The sequence below is a fragment of the Cupriavidus necator genome (genome assembly GCF_040578825.1).
GTDB lineage: Bacteria > Pseudomonadota > Gammaproteobacteria > Burkholderiales > Burkholderiaceae > Cupriavidus > Cupriavidus necator_E.
On record NZ_JBEFLI010000025.1, the window covers coordinates 32,593 to 50,001 of the forward strand.

Below are 17,409 nucleotides of genomic sequence, written 5' to 3' on the forward strand. Positions count from 1 at the left end.
CACGATGCCAGCCGTATATCCGAAGTTCCTTTGCTCGCTGGACTACGGCGCGCCGACGCTGCCGGCCACCGCCGGCTCGTTGATCGCGCTGCTCGATGCCTGCCTGCTGAACGGCTACGGCAGCCGGCCGGTGGGCTCCATCGCCGTGACCGGCACCACCGCGCAGGTCAACGTCGGCACCGGTCACGGGCTGATGGCCGGCCAGGTGATCCTGATCTCGGGCGCCAACGAGAGCCAGTTCAATGGCGAGTTCAAGATCACGGCGGTCGGCTTCAGCTCGGTGACGATCACCGTGGCCGCCGGCTCGCCCGCCAGCGCCACCGGCACGGTGGTGTTCAAGATGGCGCCACTGGGGTGGACCAAGCCGTTCTCCGGCACCAACAAGGCGGTGTACCGCACGGCGGCGACGATCAACACGGTGGGGCTGTACCTGCGCGTCGACGACAACCCGACCGCGCTGGGCTGGGCCAATCGGGTGGCGCAGGTGACCGCCTACGAGATGATGACCGACGTGGACACCGGCTTCTACCCGGTGCCGCGCCCGACGCAGAACGTGCTGAACTGGCCCAAGTCAGATGGCTCGGCGGTCAACGGCGGCCTGCGTAACTGGGCGATCTTCGGCGACGACCGCTTCTTCTACTTCTGGGTCAATCCCTATCCGAACATCAGCACCACCATGAACGGCGTCACGGTGGGCTTTGGCGATCTGGACGCCGCGCAGACCATCGACGGCTACGGTGCCATCCTGGCGGGGTTCACCATCGACGCCTCTTCCATGGGCAGCAACAACCCCTCGGATCTAGGCTACTCGGTGACCTCGGGCACCACCGGGTGCTACCTGCCGCGCCCGCCCAATGGTGTTGGCGCTCCGCAGCTGGGCGCCCACTTTTCCCCGGGAACGATCAGTGCGTCCAACTCTGGCAACCTTGGTAACTTTGGTGTTGGCTGGCCCGACAGCTGTAGTGGTGGCTTCTTCTTGAACAGCGTGGTGGTGATCGCCGGCACCGGCATGCGTGGCTACCTGCCCGGCATGCACCACATCATGCAGACGCTGCCGCTGGGCACCAGCGTTGCCTCGGCGATCCAGACCTTCGCGCAAATCGACGGCATGCGCAACCTGCTGGGCAAGAAGCTGGTGTTCCTGTCGTCCGGGTCGCCAGCTTCTTCGTCGTGGGTCGGCGCCGGCTACTTCTTCGATCTGACCGGCCCGATCCGCAACTTCAACTGAGAGCGAACCATGTCCAATGTTGTGAAGTTCATGCACGGGGAGATGGTCGGCGCACCCACCGTGTACGGCAACGCCGGTGGCCTGTTGTCGATGCTCGACGCCTGCCTCAAGGATGGCTGGGGCCAGCAGACCGCGTCGTCGGTGGTGGTCGCCGGCGGCATCGCCACGGTGACCTTTGGCACCGCGTTCCCGGCCGAGATCCAGTCGTGCATCCTGGTCGCCGGCGCCACGCCGTCGGGGCTCAATGGCGAGAAGAAGGTACTGTCGCTCACTAGCAGCACGCTGACCTTCGACGCCACCGGTATCTCCGACCAGACCGCCACCGGCACCATCACGGTCAAGATGGCGCCGCTGGGCTGGATCAAGCCGTTCTCGGGCACGAACCTGGCGGTGTACACCTCGCCGGCGTCGGCCTTCACCGGCGGCTACCTGCGCGTCGACGACACCGGCACGCTGAATGCGCGCGTCGTCGCCTACGAGGGCATGTACGACGTGAACACCGGCTTGAATCCCTACCCGACAAACACGCAGGTCTCGGGCGGTCTGTACTGGCCCAAGTCACAGAGCGCCGACGCCACGGCGCGCAAGTGGTTGCTCGCGGGGGATGATCGCGGTTTCTACCTATGGCTGGCGCCGAACAATGGCTTTGCCTCGGGGCTGAACGGGTTTACGGTCTACTTTGGCGACCCGATCACTCGCAACACTGCCGACAAGTTCCCGTCGGTGTTGACCGGCGCGACCAGCAGCATCGTGGCGAGCACCTCGGCGCAGGGTGCCTGCATGGGGTACAGCAATCTGAACGGCACCCCCGGCGGGGTGTATGTCGCGCGCGCGCCCACGGCGCTGGTGGGCGGGGTGTCGAGCGCCAAGTCGTGCCTGCTGGCGGCGGCGCTGGCCGACTACTCGGGCCGCCAGCTGAACAACACTGGCTGGCTGAACTTCTCCAACCCCGGCGACAACGGCTTGCTGCTGGGGCAAACCGGGCTGTTTGGCAGCTCGTCGCTACGCGGGTGGTTCCCCGGCTGGTATATGTCGCCGCAACTGTTGTATAGCTACATCCTGCATCGGGACCCGGTGCCAGGCACCGATGACTTCCCCAACAAGCGGTTCCTGGCGCTCCGGCACGCCGGCCCGGCCGATAACTTCTCGGTCTATGGCTTCACCTTCCTCGACGTAACCGGTCCGTGGCGCTAAGGAGATCTCGTGGCTGATCAATTCGCAAGCAGCATCATCTACCTGCTGCACTTCGAGGGCGCTAACGGCTCGACCACGATCACCGACTCGTCGAACACCGTGCAGAACGCGGTGGTGGTCGGCACGGCGGCCATCAGCACCGCGCAGTCTAAGATCGGCGGTACCTCGCTGAAGACCGGCAGCGCCAATGGCAACTACGTGAAGGCGCCGATGACCAAGCAGATGGGCCTGGGCTCAGCCGACTTTACGCTCGAAGCCTGGGTGTGGCCGGTGTCGCAGGGCACCAGCTACGGCGCGATCTTCGGGCGCTGGGACGATGCCAATTCGGCGGTGCAGGATTTCCTGGTGGCGCGCGCCAGCAACGGCGCGGTGCAGGTGTCGGTCAACGGCGCGCAATTGATTGCGGGCAACGCCAGCGATCTGCCGACCGGCGCCTGGGCCCACGTCGCGGTGACGCGCGCAGGCACCAGCGTCAAGGTCTGGATCAATGGCACCCAGGTGTCCAGCGCAACGCTGTCCGGCGCAATCAATTGCGCGATGACCCAAGGCATCGTGCTGGGCCAGGGGCACTTCAGCGGCGGCTCGACGTTCCTGGAGGCGTACTACGACGAGTTCTGCATCACCGCCGCCTGTCGCTACACGGCGACCTTTACGCCGCCGACCACGCCGTATGGCACGCCGGACAACACCAACTACGTACTGATGCTGCACGGTGAAGGCAGTACCGGGGGCTACCCGACCGATAGCTCGCCGTCCCATGCGCAGGGCGCGGCCCTGGTGGGCACCGGCGTGACGACCAGCACCGCGCAGAAGAAGTTCGGCAACTCGTCGATTGCGTTCGACGGCACCAGCTCGATCCAGTACCCGAACAGCGTGCCGCTCGATCTGTCGACCAACGCGCCGGACTGGACCATCGAGTTCTTCGTGTACCTGAATGCGTACCCGGCCAGCGGCAACACGCAGGTGATCAACAAGGATGCGGTGTTCGGCACGACCAACCCGTCGTATGCGATTTCCATCGGCACGGCCGGCAAGGTCAACCTGCTGTTCGGCAACGGCACCAGCGGCTCCGGCGTGCAGGTGATGCTTGGCGTCACGCAGGTGATCCCGCTGAACACCTGGACCCATGTCGCGGCCGTCCGCAAGGGCACCACGGCCTATGTGTTCGTCGGCGGCGTGCTGGACCAGTCGGCGACGATCACCTCGACGATGGTCAACGGCACCGGCACGCTGCGCCTGGGCAACGTGGTGGGCGGCGCTGCCGGCGAGTACCTGAACGGCTACCTGGACGAGGTACGGATCACCAAGGGCATCGGCCGCTACACGGTGACCTTCAATCCGCCGACCGCGCAGTTCCTGGACGACGATGGATCGTTCCCCGGAAGCGGTGACACCGTGGCGCTGCTGCACTTCGATAAGATCGCAAACACTGTGAACTGGGTGGACTCGTCGCGCTGGACCCGGGTGCTAACCAGCACTGGCACCACGCCCCCGACGCTGAGCAGCGCCCAGTCGAAATTTGGTGGCAACTCGGTGTTTTGCAGCGGTAACGGATACCTCTACGCCAATGACGCGACCGAACTGAACCCCGGCGCGAACGACTTCACCATCGACGGGTGGTTCTACCCGACCACGGTGGCGGCCGGCAACGCGATGCTGATCACCAAGCGGACCAACGCAAGTACCTTCGGTCCGTTTGTCCTGTACCGTAGCGGGGCCACGCTGTCGATTCAGCTGTCGACCAACGGCACCAGCGTGACTCAGTCGCTGCTGTCCGTTGGCACGTTGACGGCCAACACCTGGCACCACGTGGCGTTGGTGCGGCAGGGTCCGACGGTCACGCTCTACCTGAACGGGGTATCGCTGGGCACGATGTCGGTCGGGGCCGGCGTGGCTCTGGTGACCAACACCACTCAGCTGCTCTTTGGCGGCGACACCAACACCAACTACTTCACCGGCTACCTCGACGAATGGCGCATTATCAACGGCGTGGCGGCCTACACCGGCGCGTTCACGCCGCCAACGGCGGCCTACGCCGACGAGGTGTCGACGCGGCGCACGTTCGGTCAGCCGGCACCCTATGCCTACAGCAAGCTGCTGAGCACGCCGCTGACCGGAGCGGCCAGCCAGGCGGCGAAACGCACCGCACCGGGACAGACCGACGCGACCTGGGGCGGCAAGGGTCGCGTGGCCGGGCAGACCACGGTCAACAACACGCCGACGCCGCAGAAGGTACGGCTGATCGAGGAAGGCTCGGCGTTGGTGCAGAGCGCCTGGTCGGACGCCAACGGTAACTACGTGTTCGACAATATCAACGAGAACTACAAGTACCAGGTGCTGGGCCGCGACTACTCGAAGACCTACAACGCAGTGGTGCAGGACAACATCACGCCAGTGCTGATGCCGCTGTACAGCAGCTACCCGGCCGAGACCACCAACGCCAAGTTCCGCCGCAAGATCACCATGCCGCAGGCGGTGGGGCTGGGCGCGAACCACACGGTGCTGGTGCGCGTCGGCGAGAGCACGCTGACTATGAGTCAGACCTGGCAGGGCGCCAACACTGCGCTGCTGGCCGACGTGGTGCCGATGCTGAAGACGTTCCCGACCACCAAGGGCAGCTACACGGCCGACATTGCCTTCACCGACCTGTCCGGCAACAACCTGCCGTACTGGCTGGAGCGCGTAGTCGGCACGGCGCCGAACCGCACCGCGTTCTACTGGGTCAACCTGGGCAGCCAGAACCTGGACAGCGGCAATGCGCAGTTCTACATGGTGTACAACATGGTGACGCCGGTATCGAGCACCGGCCTGGCCACGTTCCCGGTGCTGTTCGATGACTTCACTGGCGGCTCGCTGGACACCGGTAAGTGGACCTTCTCGGGCAGCGCCGGCACCCCGTCGCTGAACGGCAATGACTTCTTGGCGATTCCGGCCACCGCTCCGACCGAGGTGCGCAGTCTGGCGACGTTCGGCCAGGGCTATGAGTTCATCGGGGGCTATGTGACTCCGGGTTACACCAACCAGCCCGGCCAGATCGCCTGGAACGCCGGCTTCGTCGGCGGCACCATCGCCGCACCGACCAAGGTGGCGCTGGTCTACGCCCCCGGTAGCGACACCAGCTGGGACTACTTGGGCATCGCCGGTGATGGCGACACCCCGGCCGCCGGCAAGATCACGGCCTTCAGCCGGCCTACCGGCGGCACCCAGCGGGTGGTGGTGACGCGCGACACCGCCGGCGGTGTGGTGGCGAACGTGAACGACATTCTGGTGGCCACCCGCACCGGCGCGTCGGCGGACGTGGTGCCGGTCGGAGCGGGTCGAGCCTACAGCACCAACGGCATGACGACCGACTACATCATTGTCCGCAAGACCGTCGCCAACCTGCCGGCGCTGGTGATCGGCTATGAGGAGATTGCACCATGACGCTCGCCCTCGCTGACAACGTGATTCAAGACCGGTTGCAAGCCCTGACGCGCGCCATCGACGCCGGCGCCGGTGCCGGCCTGCTGAAGATCTACGACGGCACGCGCCCGACCACCAAGGGCGCCGCCATCACCACGCAGCAGTTGCTGGTGACGCAGCCGTTCGCCGACCCGTCGGCCGGCAGCATCTCGGGCACGACGCTGACGCTGGCACTGGGCGCCTCGGTGCTTGGGTCCAAGACGGGTCAGGCGAAGTGGGCGCGCATCGTCGATAGTGCCGGCACGTTCGTGGCCGACATGGACGTGGTACAGACTTCCGGGGGGCCCGGTGAAGTCCTGCTCACAACCACGAGCGGGCAGACGACGCAGATCTACGAGGGCGGTGTCGTTGCCGTTTCGGTGGCGACGCTGGTGGAAGCGTGAGCAATGTAAATCTCGACTTTCACAAGGGGTACACGCCGCCGGCAGGCTCGGCGGTAAACCTCAACTTCTCGCTGAATCCGGACGGCGACACGACCACGCTCGCGCTGACGATGCAGGTGTCGCCCCCGACGCTGCATATCGAGGCGAGTGCGGCGCCAGCCGAGCCCGTGGCCGGAACCTGCACGCTGACGCTGACCACGGTGCAGACGCTGCACATCACGGCGGTGTACGACAACAGCGTGTTCCGGGGGCCGAGCATCGCGCCCGACAGCGCCTGGCAGGAGGCGGCTCCGGTGCGTCCGGCGACCACCGAGGTGTTCCAGCAGTCGGCCACCCAGCGCGTGGTGCAGGGCGAGCGCTGGCAGCAGGCGCAGCCGCAGGTCGTCGACACGCGCAGCGGCTTCGAGCAGGCGCACACCGCGCGCACGCTGGCCGGTGACACCTGGCAGGCCGGTGGCCACGTCGAGTCGACGCTGCTGTCGCTGTTCGAGTACGGCATCCGCCTGCGCGCGGCCGCGCAGGAGCGCTGGCAGGCGGCGCGGCCCCAGCCCCGCGACACCACCGACGGCTTCCAGTACGGCATCCGCACCCGCACCGCCGCCGGCCTGCCGTGGCAAGAAGGGAAGCGCAGCGAGACCGCGCGCGCGATGCCATTCGGCCGCGCCGCCAAGAGCCATGTCGCGCCCCGGATTCCGTGGCAGGAGGCGCACCCGGCGTACTGGGGCACCGGCGAGCAGCCGCCGGTCGAGCCGCCGGTCACGCCGCCCTACGATGGCAGCGGCAAGCCGCTGAACTTCAAGTGCCTGTGGCTGGACTACGCCGGCGATGACATTCACCTGAACTTCGGCGACGACCCGTGCCCACCCGTCGAACCACCGGATGGCGAAACCGTCATCGTCCCCGTCAAGAGGGTCTATCTCGTGCTGAACACCGTATCTCTGCGCCGCGTCGACGGAAATGTCATGCTGCCCACCTTCTCGATGTCGCTGAGCATCGACGCCGACTCCTGGACGTGGGGCTTCAACGCCGCGCTGCCGGACACCGCCCTGGACGCGATCGAGCCCGGGTCCGACGGCACGCCGGTCGAGCTAGAAGCTCTCATCAACGGTACCGCGTACCGCGTCCTGGCCGAGCAGATCAGCCGCGACCGCACGTTCGGCCGCTCGGCAATCCGCGTGAGCGGCAAGGGTAAGTCGGCGATCCTCGGCGCCCCGTATGCTCCCGTGAAAACCTTCAGCAATACGCAGCAGCGCACCGCGCAGCAATTAATGGACGATGCGCTGACCATCAACGGCGCGAGCATCGGCTGGACGGTCAACTGGTCTGCCACCGACTGGCTGGTACCCGCGGGCGCCTGGTCGCACCAGGGCAGCTATATCACCGCACTGAATGCCATCGCGGGCGCGGCCGGCGCCTACATCCAACCGCACCCGAGCCAGAAGACGCTGAACGTGCTGTCCAGGTACCCGACGGCGCCGTGGAACTGGGGCTCTCAGGTACCCGACTTCGAGCTGCCGGCGGACGTGACCACGCGCGAGTCGATCGAGTGGCTGGAGCGGCCCCGCTATAACCGCGTGTTCGTGTCCGGCCAGGGGCAGGGCGTGCTCGGGCAGGTCACCCGCACCGGTACCGCCGGCGACATCCTCGCGCCGATGGTGACCGACGCGCTCATCACGCACGTCGACGCAGCTCGCCAGCGCGGCCGGGCCATCCTCGGCGACACCGGGCGCCAGGCTCACCTCTCGCTGCGGCTGCCGGTACTGGCCGAGACTGGCGTGATCCAGCCGGGCAAGTTCGTCCGTTACGTCGACGGCGGGACCACGCGCCTCGGCATCGTGCGCAGCACCAGTGTCGACGTGAGCAACCCGGAAGTGTGGCAAACCATTGGAGTGGAAACCCATGTCACTACTGCTTAACCCCTACCAGGTGCTGCGAGGCCTGCTGCCGGACGCTCCGCTCCAGGTTGGTACCGTAGTCTCTGTGACGAACGGGATCGCGGCCGTCCAACTGCCGGGCGGCGGCGTGCTGCGCGCCCGCGGCGATGCGTATATTGGCCAGAACGTGTTCGTCCGTGACGGCGTGGTCGAGGGCACCGCGCCGAGCCTCCCCCTGCAACTCATCGACGTGTAGGCGCAATCCATCCGCAGGCGGCAGCGCGCCGCCCAACATACGGTGTCACCCTGGACAAACAACAGGAGGACACCGTGTTCAGCGCAATCCTTTCTTTTCTCGGCGGCTCAGCCTTCCGGCTGATTTGGGAACAGATCAGCCAGATGTGGACCGCCCACCAAGAGCAAAAGCACGAGATCGAGCGCATGCGGTTGCAGGGCGAGCTTGACGCCGCGGCACACGAGCGCAACCTAGCTGCGATCAAGCTGCAGGCCGATCTCGGCGTCAAGACCATCGCCGTGCAGGCGGAAGCGGATCTAGCGCGCCTCGATGCGAACACTTTCGGACAAGCGGTCGTCGAAGCCATGAAGCCGACAGGCATCACGCTGGTCGACACCTGGAATGGCATCGTGCGGCCGGCTGCCGCGAGTATCGCGCTGATGCTCTGGTGCGTGGCGCTGAATGCCCAAGGCTTCAAGATGACCGATTGGGACCGCGAGCTGGTCGGCGTGATCCTCGGCTTCTTCTTCGCCGTGCGCGTGCTGTCGAACCGGGGCAAGTTATGAGCAAGGCCAAGATCGTCCGCGACACCCAGGGTCGGTTCTACGGCATCAAATGGATCTGCCCAGGGTGCGACTTCGGTATCCACATTCTGCCGGTGCGGTGGTTGCCGCCCGGCGAGACAGTCGAATCGCCGCACAACGTAGGCAAAGCGCACTGGACGTTCAACGGTGACCTTGATAATCCGGTTTTCGGGCCGAGCATTCTAAGTTCATGGGACGAGTGGCAGGGCGAGGGAGTGCCGCGCAAGAAGCATGTCTGCCACTCGTTCGTCGGGTGCAATGGTGCCCAGCCGGGGCAGATTACGTTTCTTGGGGACTGCACGCACGCGCTGAAGGATCAGGTCGTGGACCTGCCGGACATCATTGATGGCGGAGCTGCGACATGACCCGCGCCGAGTTTCGCGTGCTGGCGGTCACGGTCGCCGCAGCGCTGGCCAGGCGCTTCGAGGGCCTGTACCTGCGTCCCTATCTCTGCCCTGCCGGCGTCCCGACCATCGGCTACGGGGCAACCCGATACCTAGATGGCCGCGCGGTGACACTGACCGACCCGCCTATCACACGGGTGGTCGCGGAGGTGATGCTGCTCGACCAGGTGCGCACGATCTACCTGCCGGCTGTGCTGAAACTCTGCCCGGGTATCGACACGCCCGATCGCCTGGCCGCGCTCATCGACTGGACGTTCAACCTCGGCGCCGGCAACCTGAAGGTCAGCACGCTGCGCAAGCGCGTCAACGCTGGCCGATGGGGGGACGTGCCCGCGGAGATCCGGAAGTGGAACCGCGGCGGCGGTCGCGTGCTGCGCGGGTTGGTGCTCCGGCGTGAGGCTGAGGCGGCGCTGATATAGAAGTGAATATCGCGCCGCTAACTTCTGATAGAAATTGTGCTTTATGAGGCGACAATTTTTGGCAGGTGGGGTGACAAATTTTGTCACTCTGGCTCCGATGTTTAGTCGGTGAGGTGACAAAATTTGTCACTTTTCATCCCCTTTAACTCATTCAGGGTACCTGGCACAGCGGTTGCATTAAGGCCCCACAGCAGCACTTTTGCTGCGTAACACAAATTCCGGGGGTCAATCCATGAAAAAGCAACGGATGGGAATCAAACAACGGGTGCAGAAGGGCTTTACGCTGATCGAACTGATGATCGTGGTCGCGATCATCGGTATCTTGGCCGCAATCGCAATTCCGCAGTACCAGACGTACCAGCGCAAGGCCGCCTTTGCGGATGTCATCTCGCGGGCCGGCACCTTCAAAACCGCAGTTGAAATTTGCCTGCAGCAGAATAACGGGGATCTGACTGCTTGCGATGCTGCTACTAACGACATTCCGGCTAACGTCGCCGCAGCAGTTGGCCGCCTCGCTTCGCTGACTACGGTAGATAGCGTCATTACCGCTACTGCGGTGACAACGGGCGGGCTGAACGGCGAAACCTATATCCTGACACCGGTTGTCAACGCCAACTCGGTCACTTGGGGCATAGGGGGTACTTGCACCGCCGCGCCGCGTCTCTGCTGATCGACGGCTGCTTGCCGTTTAAATGGAGGCGCCTCAGGGCGCCTTTCTTTATTTGGATTGGGGGTTGCGGGTGCCCCTTAGTCCCGAACCGGTCGTCTCTGCTGAGGATTGGTTGCGCGACTTTTTCGTAACATAAAATTCCGGGGTCAATATGAAAAAAGCACGAATCGGAATCAAGCGGTTACCAAAGGGTTTCACCCTGATCGAATTGATGATCGTGGTCGCGATCATTGGTATTTTGGCGGCGATCGCCATTCCGCAGTACCAGCAGTACCAGCGCAAGGCCGCCTTTTCCGAAATCATCTCCAGGGCCAGCACCTTCAAAACCGCAGTTGAGATGTGCCTGCAGCAGCAGAACAACGTGCTCGCTAATTGCGATGGCGGTGGAAACGACATTCCTGCCGATGTCGCGGCAGTAACCGGCCGTCTGGCCTCACTGACTACAGTTGATAGTGTCATTACCGCCACTGCGGTGGCAACGGGCGGCTTGAATGGCGAGACGTATATCCTAACCCCGGCTCCCAACGCCAATGCGATCACGTGGACGGTGGGAGGCACCTGCTCCACTATCACGCCGCGTATCTGCTGATCGTAATACTTGACTGTTTGCCATAAAATGAAGGCGCCGCCTACCGCGTGCGCCTTTTTTTTGATTTTCGGAGCAATCGTGGTACTCCCCACCCCCGCGGAACTCATTGCCTCGCTGGACGAGGAATTGTTCGGCCTTCTCTATGAACGGCTCAAGATGGCCGCCGAACTGCCACCGCTAGAGACGCCGGATGAAGTCGCGCGCGAAGTGGTGCGCATGCGAAACCTGGCTGCGATTTACCGGGTGCCGCCGGATCTTGGGGAGGCGATGGCGCTCGCGCTGATAGCAGCGCGCAAGCAATGGAAAGGCGCGTAAACGCAAAAGGCCCGCCGTTGCACCACATCACTCTTCGAGGGGTCATGTTGTGCGGCGAGCCGCCGACGAATCGGCACTGGGATTATTCCGTGCTTCCAGGATCTTCGTCAAGGCTCTCAGTGAAACCACCCGTTCCCCTCAAGCGATGGGTTCCCGCTGGAACTTGCCCCAGCGATGGTAGCCAGGTACCTTGATCTTGCGCCAGTCGTCGGACGAGCCGCCACGGTACTGGCTCCCCGCGCGCTTTGCCACGATGCCCTCCATGCCGAGGGCACGCACGTGCTGGTAGAGTCCTTCGCCGTCGTCCACGGCGGTCACGCACAGCAGGCCCACCTTCACGCCGTGCAGCAGTTTTTGCAGCGCGGCTTTTCGCTTCTCGATGGGCCAGTCGCGGATGTCCTGGCCGCGCAGGACCAGAAGGTCGAAGGCGGCGAGAGCGACCGGGCGCGCGCCGCTATACCAGCGCCGGCGCAGCGCGCGTTCATGGAAGGCGTTGAAGTCGGGGCGTCCGATGTCGTCAAGGATCACGCCCTCAGCGTCGAGAACGCAGCCGGCGGGTAGGGCCGCCAGGGAGTCGTGAAGTTCGGGAAACCAACTTGTGGCCTCGCCACCTTCGCGCAGGCGCAGCGCGGGATCGCCCGTGCGCGCCAGAAGTCGGTAGCCGTCGTACTTCAGCTCGAAGAGCCAGTCGCCGCCGTGGGGCATCACGCCGCGCTTGGCCAGCATCAGCGGGAAGCTGGCCAAGTTCAGGGATGCGGCCGCAGGCCGGCAGGGCATGGTGTCAACCCTTCACGTCGCGAGGGTCGTGACCGAAGGTGTTGCGCTCGCGGATCTGGCCGTCGAGGCCATGGATCAGCAGCTCCACCTTCGCCTGCCTGGCTCGCTCGGTGCCGGCGGCGATGGCCTCCGCTTGCGTGTCGAATGTTTCTTTGCCGTGGCCACCTTCCACCTCAACGGCCCAGCCGTCACCGGCCGGTACTACGTGGATGTTCTTTCCTGACATGGCTGTCTCCTGTCGTAGTGAATCTGTGAACCGCCGCCCCTCGCAGTAGAAGGAATGGGAGCGGCAGTAGAGGTTCTGGCATGCGCCCAGTCTCCGCGCGCGCCCCGGCCGCCGGTATCAGGCGGCGTCTGACAGAATCGGCGTCTATACTGTATGCATATACAGTGCTGCGCCATGACCATTCAAGCCGACCTCCCGCCCCGGCCGACCTACAAGATCTCGGAGGAGTTCATCTGCGAGAAGTGCTCGAAGCCATGCATTTACGTTCGGACGGACTATCTGAACGACTACCTGGAATACGACTGCCCGGTCAATCGGTACGCGCCGGCCGTGATCTGGTGCCCGAGCTTCAGCCGGGAGCCAGGGGTGGACTGATTGCGCCAATGGCTTACCCAGTGGCCGCTGACTTCAGTGAGCGTAGCGAGCCGCCATATCTTTCATCGTTCCGCGGACCATCTCGGCCAAGGACGAGAGATCGTCTAGGCCTAGGACGAGGACCGCGTTGGATGAATCCTTGAGTTGCATGATGGCTACCGCAGAGACTGCGGAGACCCCATAGCCTTCTCTGAACTCCTCGGCAATCCGCATTACCGTGTCGCTTATACCGTGCGACTCCGCAAAGTCCTCGAGCAGGCCCATTGCTTCGGCGTCAAACGCGGACCAGTGCAAGTCTGTGCCATCGCCGTAAAAGCCGAGCAGAATGCGGTCCCTTCGGGGCAGGTGTTCGATGTATGCGAAAGCCTCTTCCAGGGTCATGGCGTATGTCTATTTCGCTCGGGTGGAACAGTTCCGGGACGCTTGATCTTTAGCCAGTCCGGCGAGCGTTCTCCGGATTGTTACACTGAACCCGCGCACTTTGCCACGACGCCCTTTCGTCGAGCATGCAAGCGGCAAAATTTTCCCACTGCCAGCCCGGAACCCGCATAAATTAAGGGCGGCACTTCTTGCTGTCGTGGGAAATTTTGAAACCTAACACGTTGATTTTAAAATGGAAAGGTGACTTTGGCGGCCGGATTGTGATTCCTGTCGTCGTGGGTTCGAGTCCCATCAGCCACCCCAAATTCCTTTGCAAAACAGCGCCTTACACAGGCGCTGTTTTGCTTTCCAGGGGCTCCTTCTATGATTTTTGGAAGATGAGATTCCAGTTTTGGAAGATCATCAGCGGGTCGCTTTCACCTTCCGTTTTCACCGGCAGTCGTAAATCTTGATCACCATGCGGTCATCGGCATGCCCGGTGGCGTCCACGATCCTCTCATCCCCTTCGTCCATCCGCTACGTCACGGCGCTCGGTCGCATGTCCACGAGAGCGAGCCGCTGGAACGGGATCTCCTCCTTCTCGGCCGCCGCTTCGCAGTAGTCCCTCACCCCCAGATCGTGTCCACCCGCTGCGGCTGTACACCTGGCCGGAAAGTGTTGCCAAAGGCATATATTCTGCATTCCACACCTCAGAAGCTGCGGGTAATGGATTCGTTCTACTGTCTTGGTCATACGGCGAAGGGATGCGGCCGGACTTTCGCCGCGATGTAGAGGGGGTGTTTCGGACTACCGTCCTGGTTGAGCCCGAGGTGGTAGAGCAGGTTTCCGCGCCCGCACATGCGAATGATGTGCAGCACCTCTGCCGCGCGCGCCGGTGCTGCCGTGTGCGCGCCCCAAGCGCAGATGACTATGGAGCAGCCGTCGATGGCATCCATGATGGCGCCCTCGTTGCGGTCGGGCCGTTCTCCCAGCGGCACCGGATGCGTAAGCAGGCCCTCCGGATCCGTCGAACGCAGCGGGAACAGGTTGACCACTTCCAGCCGCCCGTACTTACCGGCCAGCGCGCGCTGGAGGCAACGCGTGATGGTCGGATCGTTGACTTGGTGGTCGGCGGTCGACGGGTTGAGCATGATGAAGCCCAGTGCGGGCCGGCTCGCGTCCCACGCGCGCCAGAGCCGGTACCGGTACTGCTCGCAGTCTGAGAGGATGCAGCCCGCTTCGCCGTCGAGGGTCTGGGTGGTGAGGTGCTTCATGCTACGATCCTCCAAAATAGGGGGCTACCATGGGCATTGAGAGCTACAAGGACTACACAGTTCGTGGCTTTGCGAAGCAACTGGCTGATGGTTCGTTCGAGGCCTTTGGCACCGTGCAAAAGGACCATCTCGTTCTGGAGGCGTCTGAGCCTCTGGGCTCCTATGCAACGTTCAACCTTGCCGTCGCGGCAGGCATCGCATGGGCGAAAGCGTGGATCGAGGATCAACGCTGAACCCTCCGGAACTCCACTATCCACACCCCCGGGTAACATGCGCGTGCATTGCCACGGTCTCTGGGTCGTGGTTGATGGCGATATCGACATGCCGGCCGAGGGCCATCTCGATCCCGCAGCTTGCGCCGCCGCCCCCAGCGAAGTTGTCCACGATGATGTCGGGCGCGATGTCGAGGAGGAACTGGTCGCGGATCATGCTGCGACCTGGCGCAGCGGGACACGATTGCTTACAACTGGGGGAGGTGCCCGTCGGTATCCTTGCGGCAAATTCGCCAACTGCAAACGCAGGTCACCATGAAACCCCTTCTCGTGCTCACCGTAGCCACGGCAGCACTTCTCACAGGTTGCGCCGTCGCTCCCTACGACGACGGCTACTACGGGGGCGGATACTCGCGTCCATACTACGGTGGCGGTTACCCTGATTGGAGCGGCGGCAGGTACCACGGCGGTAACCGCAAATGGGACGGTGACTGGAATCGTGGCTGGGACCGGGACGAGAAGCGCAGCAGGGGCCGCGATTGGAACGATGGTGACAACCGCGGCTGGAACCCTGGTGGAAATCAAGGCGAAAATCGCGGAGAGAAGCGTGGGTGGAATCGCGGCAATGAGCGAGCAGAGAATCGCGGCTGGGACCGCCGCGCCGAGCGTGGCGAAGACCGAGGCAGTGGCCGTGGCACCAACCGCGGTGATGACCGTGGAGGAAATCGCGGGGGCGACGGCGGTAGAGGTCGCGGCGGAGATCGCGGCAACGATTGACACGCTTGGAGCGGGAAGCAGAAGATCGCGGATCAGCGTAACCCCTTGATTATTAGCGCATTGCGCAAGGATTGTGATCCCTGTCGTCTTGGGTTCGAGTCCATCAGCCAGCCCAAAGTAATTTGTCAAAACGGCGCCCTCACAAGGGCGCCGTTTTGTTTTGGTGGCGTGCCGCAGGCGCATGTCGCCCAGAAATTTCCTCAGTGACCTGGATAACGGCTAACCGCGGATATTGCGCGGATCGTGCCCGAAGGAATTCCTTTCGCGGATCTGCCCGTCGCGGCCATGGATGAACAGCTCGACACCATCCTGCCGCGCCTTCTCGGCGCCTGCGGCGATGGCTTCTTCCTGCGAAGGGTAATGAGTCGTGGCGCCGTCGGTGCCTTCGACGGCGACTGCCCAGCCCTGATCGCCGGCGGGTATGACGTGGATATTGCGGGATGCCATGGTCGTCTCCTCTGGGAGGGGGATGCCGACAGTCTGGCGCGGCCGCCGAGCATCGCGGTATCGGTCAATGTCCGACAGCGCGTGCGCTAGGAGTGATACTTCCGCGGGCTGGGTCGGCCCGCGCGAAAATCGTGTGCCTCCTGTACCATACGCGCCTCGAATTCCCAAGGGGTTGGTATGTCTGTACGAGCGAAGGTGATCGGCTTCAGCGTGGCGGTGGCGGCAATGGTGGCGGGGTGCGCCACCGGTACGTCCGAAAAGGATATCCGCGCACGTCCGCCGATGCGCCTGTCCACGACCGCCAAGATGGCCGATATCGCGAAATGCCTTCGCAATAACCTGGGCGATGACGCCACCGTCGTCAACCTGCCGGCGAAGAACCAGATGGAAATCCGGATCGGCCAGTCGACGAGCAGTGGCACATACGAGTACGCCTATCTGATCTCGCTGACGGCGCAGCCGGATGGCACGGCGCTGGAACTGCGCAAGAGCAACACCTGGTTCCCGCAGCTTACGCCGCAGGAACTGGAAACCGAGACCAAGGCCTGCGCGCGCGGCTGAGATAGCGGCGCGCGCGTCCCGGTTTCAGGCGGCGAGCTTTTCGGTGGTTTCGAGTTCCAGCATCCGGCAGATGGCGGCCATGCTGCCGACCATGGTGCGGCGCTGCGCGCCCTGGTAGACGCGGACGCCCTTGCACTGACGGAACGGCACGGGCTTGACCGGACGGCGGACGGCGGCGTGATGGATTTGCGGCATGGCTGCACCTCTTTTTCAGGCAAAAGCGGGGTCAACACCCGGCAAGCCGGGCGGCGTCTGCAAAGCAATGGAAGCGGGTCGGGCCCGCGCAGGCGTGCAGCCTGCGGTGCCCGGTCAGAAGCCGGAAGAGCGGATCAGGCCGACTGCAATGCCTTCCAGCGAGAACTCCTCACGACCGGGCTCCACGATGATGTTGGCGAAGTCCGGGTTCTCTGCAATCAGTTCGATATGGCCACCGCGCCGCTGAAGGCGCTTGACCGTCACGTCATCGCCCAGGCGCGCCACCACGATCTTGCCGTTGGGAGCTTCGCTGGCGCGGCGCACGGCGAGCAGGTCGCCGTCCAGAATGCCGGCGTCGCGCATGCTCAGGCCGCGCACGCGCAGCAGGTAGTCGGGGCGTTCGTCGAAGACCGAGGCGTCGACCTGGTACTGGCGGTCGATATGCTCGGCGGCGAGGATGGGGCTACCGGCGGCAACGCGGCCAACCAGCGGCAGTGTGAGCTGCATCACGCCGGGGATGGGCAGCGAGAACTGGTCCGGCATCTCCGAATCGCTGCGTGACACCTTCAGCCGGATGCCGCGGGAGGCGCCCGGCGTCAGCTCGATCACGCCTTTGCGGGCCAGTGCGCGCAGGTGTTCTTCCGCTGCGTTGGGCGACGAGAAACCGAATTCGGCTGCGATCTCGGCGCGCGTGGGCGGGAAGCCGGTGCGGCGGATCGTGTTGCGGATCAGGTCGAAAATCTGCTGCTGCCGGGGTGTCAGGGTCGCCATGGAATCGCCGTTCCGTGCAGGGCCGCGCAGGGGATTCAGGATCGGCAGCGAGGATCCGCCAGTGAATCGGTGGGGAT

23 protein-coding genes and 1 pseudogene are annotated in these 17,409 nt (G+C 64.1%); 16 read left to right on the forward strand and 8 right to left on the reverse strand.

What is annotated here, in order from left to right:
* Positions 1 to 4 precede the first annotated feature (4 nt).
* The 12 genes from AB1I47_RS14525 to AB1I47_RS14580 all read left to right on the forward strand — a co-directional run bounded on the left by AB1I47_RS14525 (position 5) and on the right by AB1I47_RS14580 (position 11,357).
* Positions 5 to 1,228: a hypothetical protein gene (locus tag AB1I47_RS14525; protein WP_354684449.1), complete on the forward strand. Its 1,224-nt coding sequence runs from the start codon at positions 5 to 7 to the stop codon at positions 1,226 to 1,228.
* A gap of 9 nt (positions 1,229 to 1,237) precedes the next feature.
* Positions 1,238 to 2,422, forward strand: a complete 1,185-nt coding sequence (locus AB1I47_RS14530; RefSeq protein ID WP_354684450.1) for a hypothetical protein — start codon at positions 1,238 to 1,240, stop codon at positions 2,420 to 2,422.
* A 9-nt stretch (positions 2,423 to 2,431) separates the two neighbouring features.
* The gene (locus AB1I47_RS14535) at positions 2,432 to 5,845 is read left to right on the forward strand and encodes a DUF2341 domain-containing protein (RefSeq protein WP_354684451.1); all 3,414 of its coding nucleotides are present in this window, start codon (positions 2,432 to 2,434) and stop codon (positions 5,843 to 5,845) included.
* Entirely contained in the window at positions 5,842 to 6,267 is a 426-nt protein-coding gene (locus AB1I47_RS14540) for a hypothetical protein (RefSeq protein ID WP_354684452.1), read from the forward strand. The genes AB1I47_RS14535 and AB1I47_RS14540 overlap by 4 nt, the downstream gene beginning before the upstream one ends.
* Positions 6,264 to 8,183, forward strand: coding sequence for a hypothetical protein (locus AB1I47_RS14545; RefSeq protein ID WP_354684453.1), 1,920 nt, complete (start codon positions 6,264 to 6,266; stop codon positions 8,181 to 8,183). Before AB1I47_RS14540 ends, AB1I47_RS14545 begins: the two co-directional genes overlap by 4 nt.
* Positions 8,167 to 8,397 carry a hypothetical protein gene (locus AB1I47_RS14550; RefSeq protein WP_407935844.1) on the forward strand — a complete coding sequence of 77 codons (231 nt, stop codon included), beginning with the start codon at positions 8,167 to 8,169 and terminating at the stop codon, positions 8,395 to 8,397. The genes AB1I47_RS14545 and AB1I47_RS14550 overlap by 17 nt, the downstream gene beginning before the upstream one ends.
* A 74-nt stretch (positions 8,398 to 8,471) precedes the next feature.
* Positions 8,472 to 8,942: a hypothetical protein gene (locus tag AB1I47_RS14555; RefSeq protein WP_354684454.1), complete on the forward strand. Its 471-nt coding sequence runs from the start codon at positions 8,472 to 8,474 to the stop codon at positions 8,940 to 8,942.
* Positions 8,939 to 9,325, forward strand: a complete 387-nt coding sequence (locus AB1I47_RS14560; RefSeq protein ID WP_354684455.1) for a hypothetical protein — start codon at positions 8,939 to 8,941, stop codon at positions 9,323 to 9,325. Before AB1I47_RS14555 ends, AB1I47_RS14560 begins: the two co-directional genes overlap by 4 nt.
* A complete protein-coding gene (locus AB1I47_RS14565; protein ID WP_354684456.1) occupies positions 9,322 to 9,783 on the forward strand; it encodes a lysozyme in 462 nt (153 codons plus the stop codon). Before AB1I47_RS14560 ends, AB1I47_RS14565 begins: the two co-directional genes overlap by 4 nt.
* A 232-nt stretch (positions 9,784 to 10,015) precedes the next feature.
* Positions 10,016 to 10,453, forward strand: coding sequence for a pilin (locus AB1I47_RS14570; protein WP_354684457.1), 438 nt, complete (start codon positions 10,016 to 10,018; stop codon positions 10,451 to 10,453).
* A 151-nt stretch (positions 10,454 to 10,604) separates the two neighbouring features.
* Entirely contained in the window at positions 10,605 to 11,042 is a 438-nt protein-coding gene (locus tag AB1I47_RS14575) for a pilin (RefSeq protein ID WP_354684458.1), read from the forward strand.
* Positions 11,043 to 11,120: 78 nt separating this feature from the next.
* Positions 11,121 to 11,357, forward strand: a complete 237-nt coding sequence (locus tag AB1I47_RS14580; protein ID WP_354684459.1) for a hypothetical protein — start codon at positions 11,121 to 11,123, stop codon at positions 11,355 to 11,357.
* Between the two features lie 138 nt (positions 11,358 to 11,495).
* Here the strand turns inward: AB1I47_RS14580 and AB1I47_RS14585 are convergent, their stop codons facing one another.
* Together AB1I47_RS14585 and AB1I47_RS14590 are read right to left on the reverse strand one after the other, a co-directional pair.
* Positions 11,496 to 12,101, reverse strand: coding sequence for an ATP-dependent DNA ligase (locus AB1I47_RS14585; RefSeq protein WP_354684460.1), 606 nt, complete (start codon positions 12,099 to 12,101; stop codon positions 11,496 to 11,498).
* A 37-nt stretch (positions 12,102 to 12,138) separates the two neighbouring features.
* On the reverse strand, positions 12,139 to 12,360 hold the full coding sequence (locus AB1I47_RS14590; RefSeq protein WP_354684461.1) for a DUF2188 domain-containing protein: 222 nt from the start codon (positions 12,358 to 12,360) through the stop codon (positions 12,139 to 12,141).
* A 174-nt stretch (positions 12,361 to 12,534) separates the two neighbouring features.
* Between AB1I47_RS14590 and AB1I47_RS14595 the strand changes: the two genes are divergently transcribed.
* Entirely contained in the window at positions 12,535 to 12,735 is a 201-nt protein-coding gene (locus AB1I47_RS14595; RefSeq protein ID WP_354684462.1) for a hypothetical protein, read from the forward strand.
* Between the two features lie 33 nt (positions 12,736 to 12,768).
* Here AB1I47_RS14595 and AB1I47_RS14600 read toward each other — a convergent pair whose 3' ends face one another.
* The gene (locus tag AB1I47_RS14600) at positions 12,769 to 13,116 is read right to left on the reverse strand and encodes a hypothetical protein (RefSeq protein ID WP_354684463.1); all 348 of its coding nucleotides are present in this window, start codon (positions 13,114 to 13,116) and stop codon (positions 12,769 to 12,771) included.
* 728 nt (positions 13,117 to 13,844) lie between these two features.
* The gene (locus tag AB1I47_RS14605; protein ID WP_354684464.1) at positions 13,845 to 14,369 is read right to left on the reverse strand and encodes a DUF1643 domain-containing protein; all 525 of its coding nucleotides are present in this window, start codon (positions 14,367 to 14,369) and stop codon (positions 13,845 to 13,847) included.
* A 29-nt stretch (positions 14,370 to 14,398) separates the two neighbouring features.
* Between AB1I47_RS14605 and AB1I47_RS14610 the strand changes: the two genes are divergently transcribed.
* Positions 14,399 to 14,602, forward strand: coding sequence for a hypothetical protein (locus tag AB1I47_RS14610; protein WP_354684465.1), 204 nt, complete (start codon positions 14,399 to 14,401; stop codon positions 14,600 to 14,602).
* A 40-nt stretch (positions 14,603 to 14,642) separates the two neighbouring features.
* Here the strand turns inward: AB1I47_RS14610 and AB1I47_RS14615 are convergent.
* A pseudogene (locus AB1I47_RS14615) lies at positions 14,643 to 14,798 on the reverse strand (DNA cytosine methyltransferase); the annotation flags it as partial.
* Positions 14,799 to 15,155: 357 nt separating this feature from the next.
* Between AB1I47_RS14615 and AB1I47_RS14620 the strand changes: the two are divergent.
* On the forward strand, positions 15,156 to 15,407 hold the full coding sequence (locus tag AB1I47_RS14620; RefSeq protein WP_354684466.1) for a hypothetical protein: 252 nt from the start codon (positions 15,156 to 15,158) through the stop codon (positions 15,405 to 15,407).
* Between the two features lie 170 nt (positions 15,408 to 15,577).
* On the opposite strand, the gene AB1I47_RS14625 is transcribed toward AB1I47_RS14620, so the two are convergent.
* Complete coding sequence (locus AB1I47_RS14625) at positions 15,578 to 15,805, reverse strand: DUF2188 domain-containing protein (RefSeq protein ID WP_354684467.1); 228 nt, start codon at positions 15,803 to 15,805, stop codon at positions 15,578 to 15,580.
* A 177-nt stretch (positions 15,806 to 15,982) separates the two neighbouring features.
* On the opposite strand from AB1I47_RS14625, the gene AB1I47_RS14630 reads away from it, so the two are divergent.
* Positions 15,983 to 16,366, forward strand: a complete 384-nt coding sequence (locus AB1I47_RS14630; protein ID WP_354684468.1) for a hypothetical protein — start codon at positions 15,983 to 15,985, stop codon at positions 16,364 to 16,366.
* Between the two features lie 24 nt (positions 16,367 to 16,390).
* Here the strand turns inward: AB1I47_RS14630 and AB1I47_RS14635 are convergent, their stop codons facing one another.
* Positions 16,391 to 16,561: a hypothetical protein gene (locus AB1I47_RS14635; RefSeq protein ID WP_354684469.1), complete on the reverse strand. Its 171-nt coding sequence runs from the start codon at positions 16,559 to 16,561 to the stop codon at positions 16,391 to 16,393.
* Between the two features lie 114 nt (positions 16,562 to 16,675).
* On the reverse strand, positions 16,676 to 17,332 hold the full coding sequence (gene lexA / locus AB1I47_RS14640) for a transcriptional repressor LexA (protein ID WP_022535685.1): 657 nt from the start codon (positions 17,330 to 17,332) through the stop codon (positions 16,676 to 16,678).
* Positions 17,333 to 17,409: the final 77 nt, after the last annotated feature.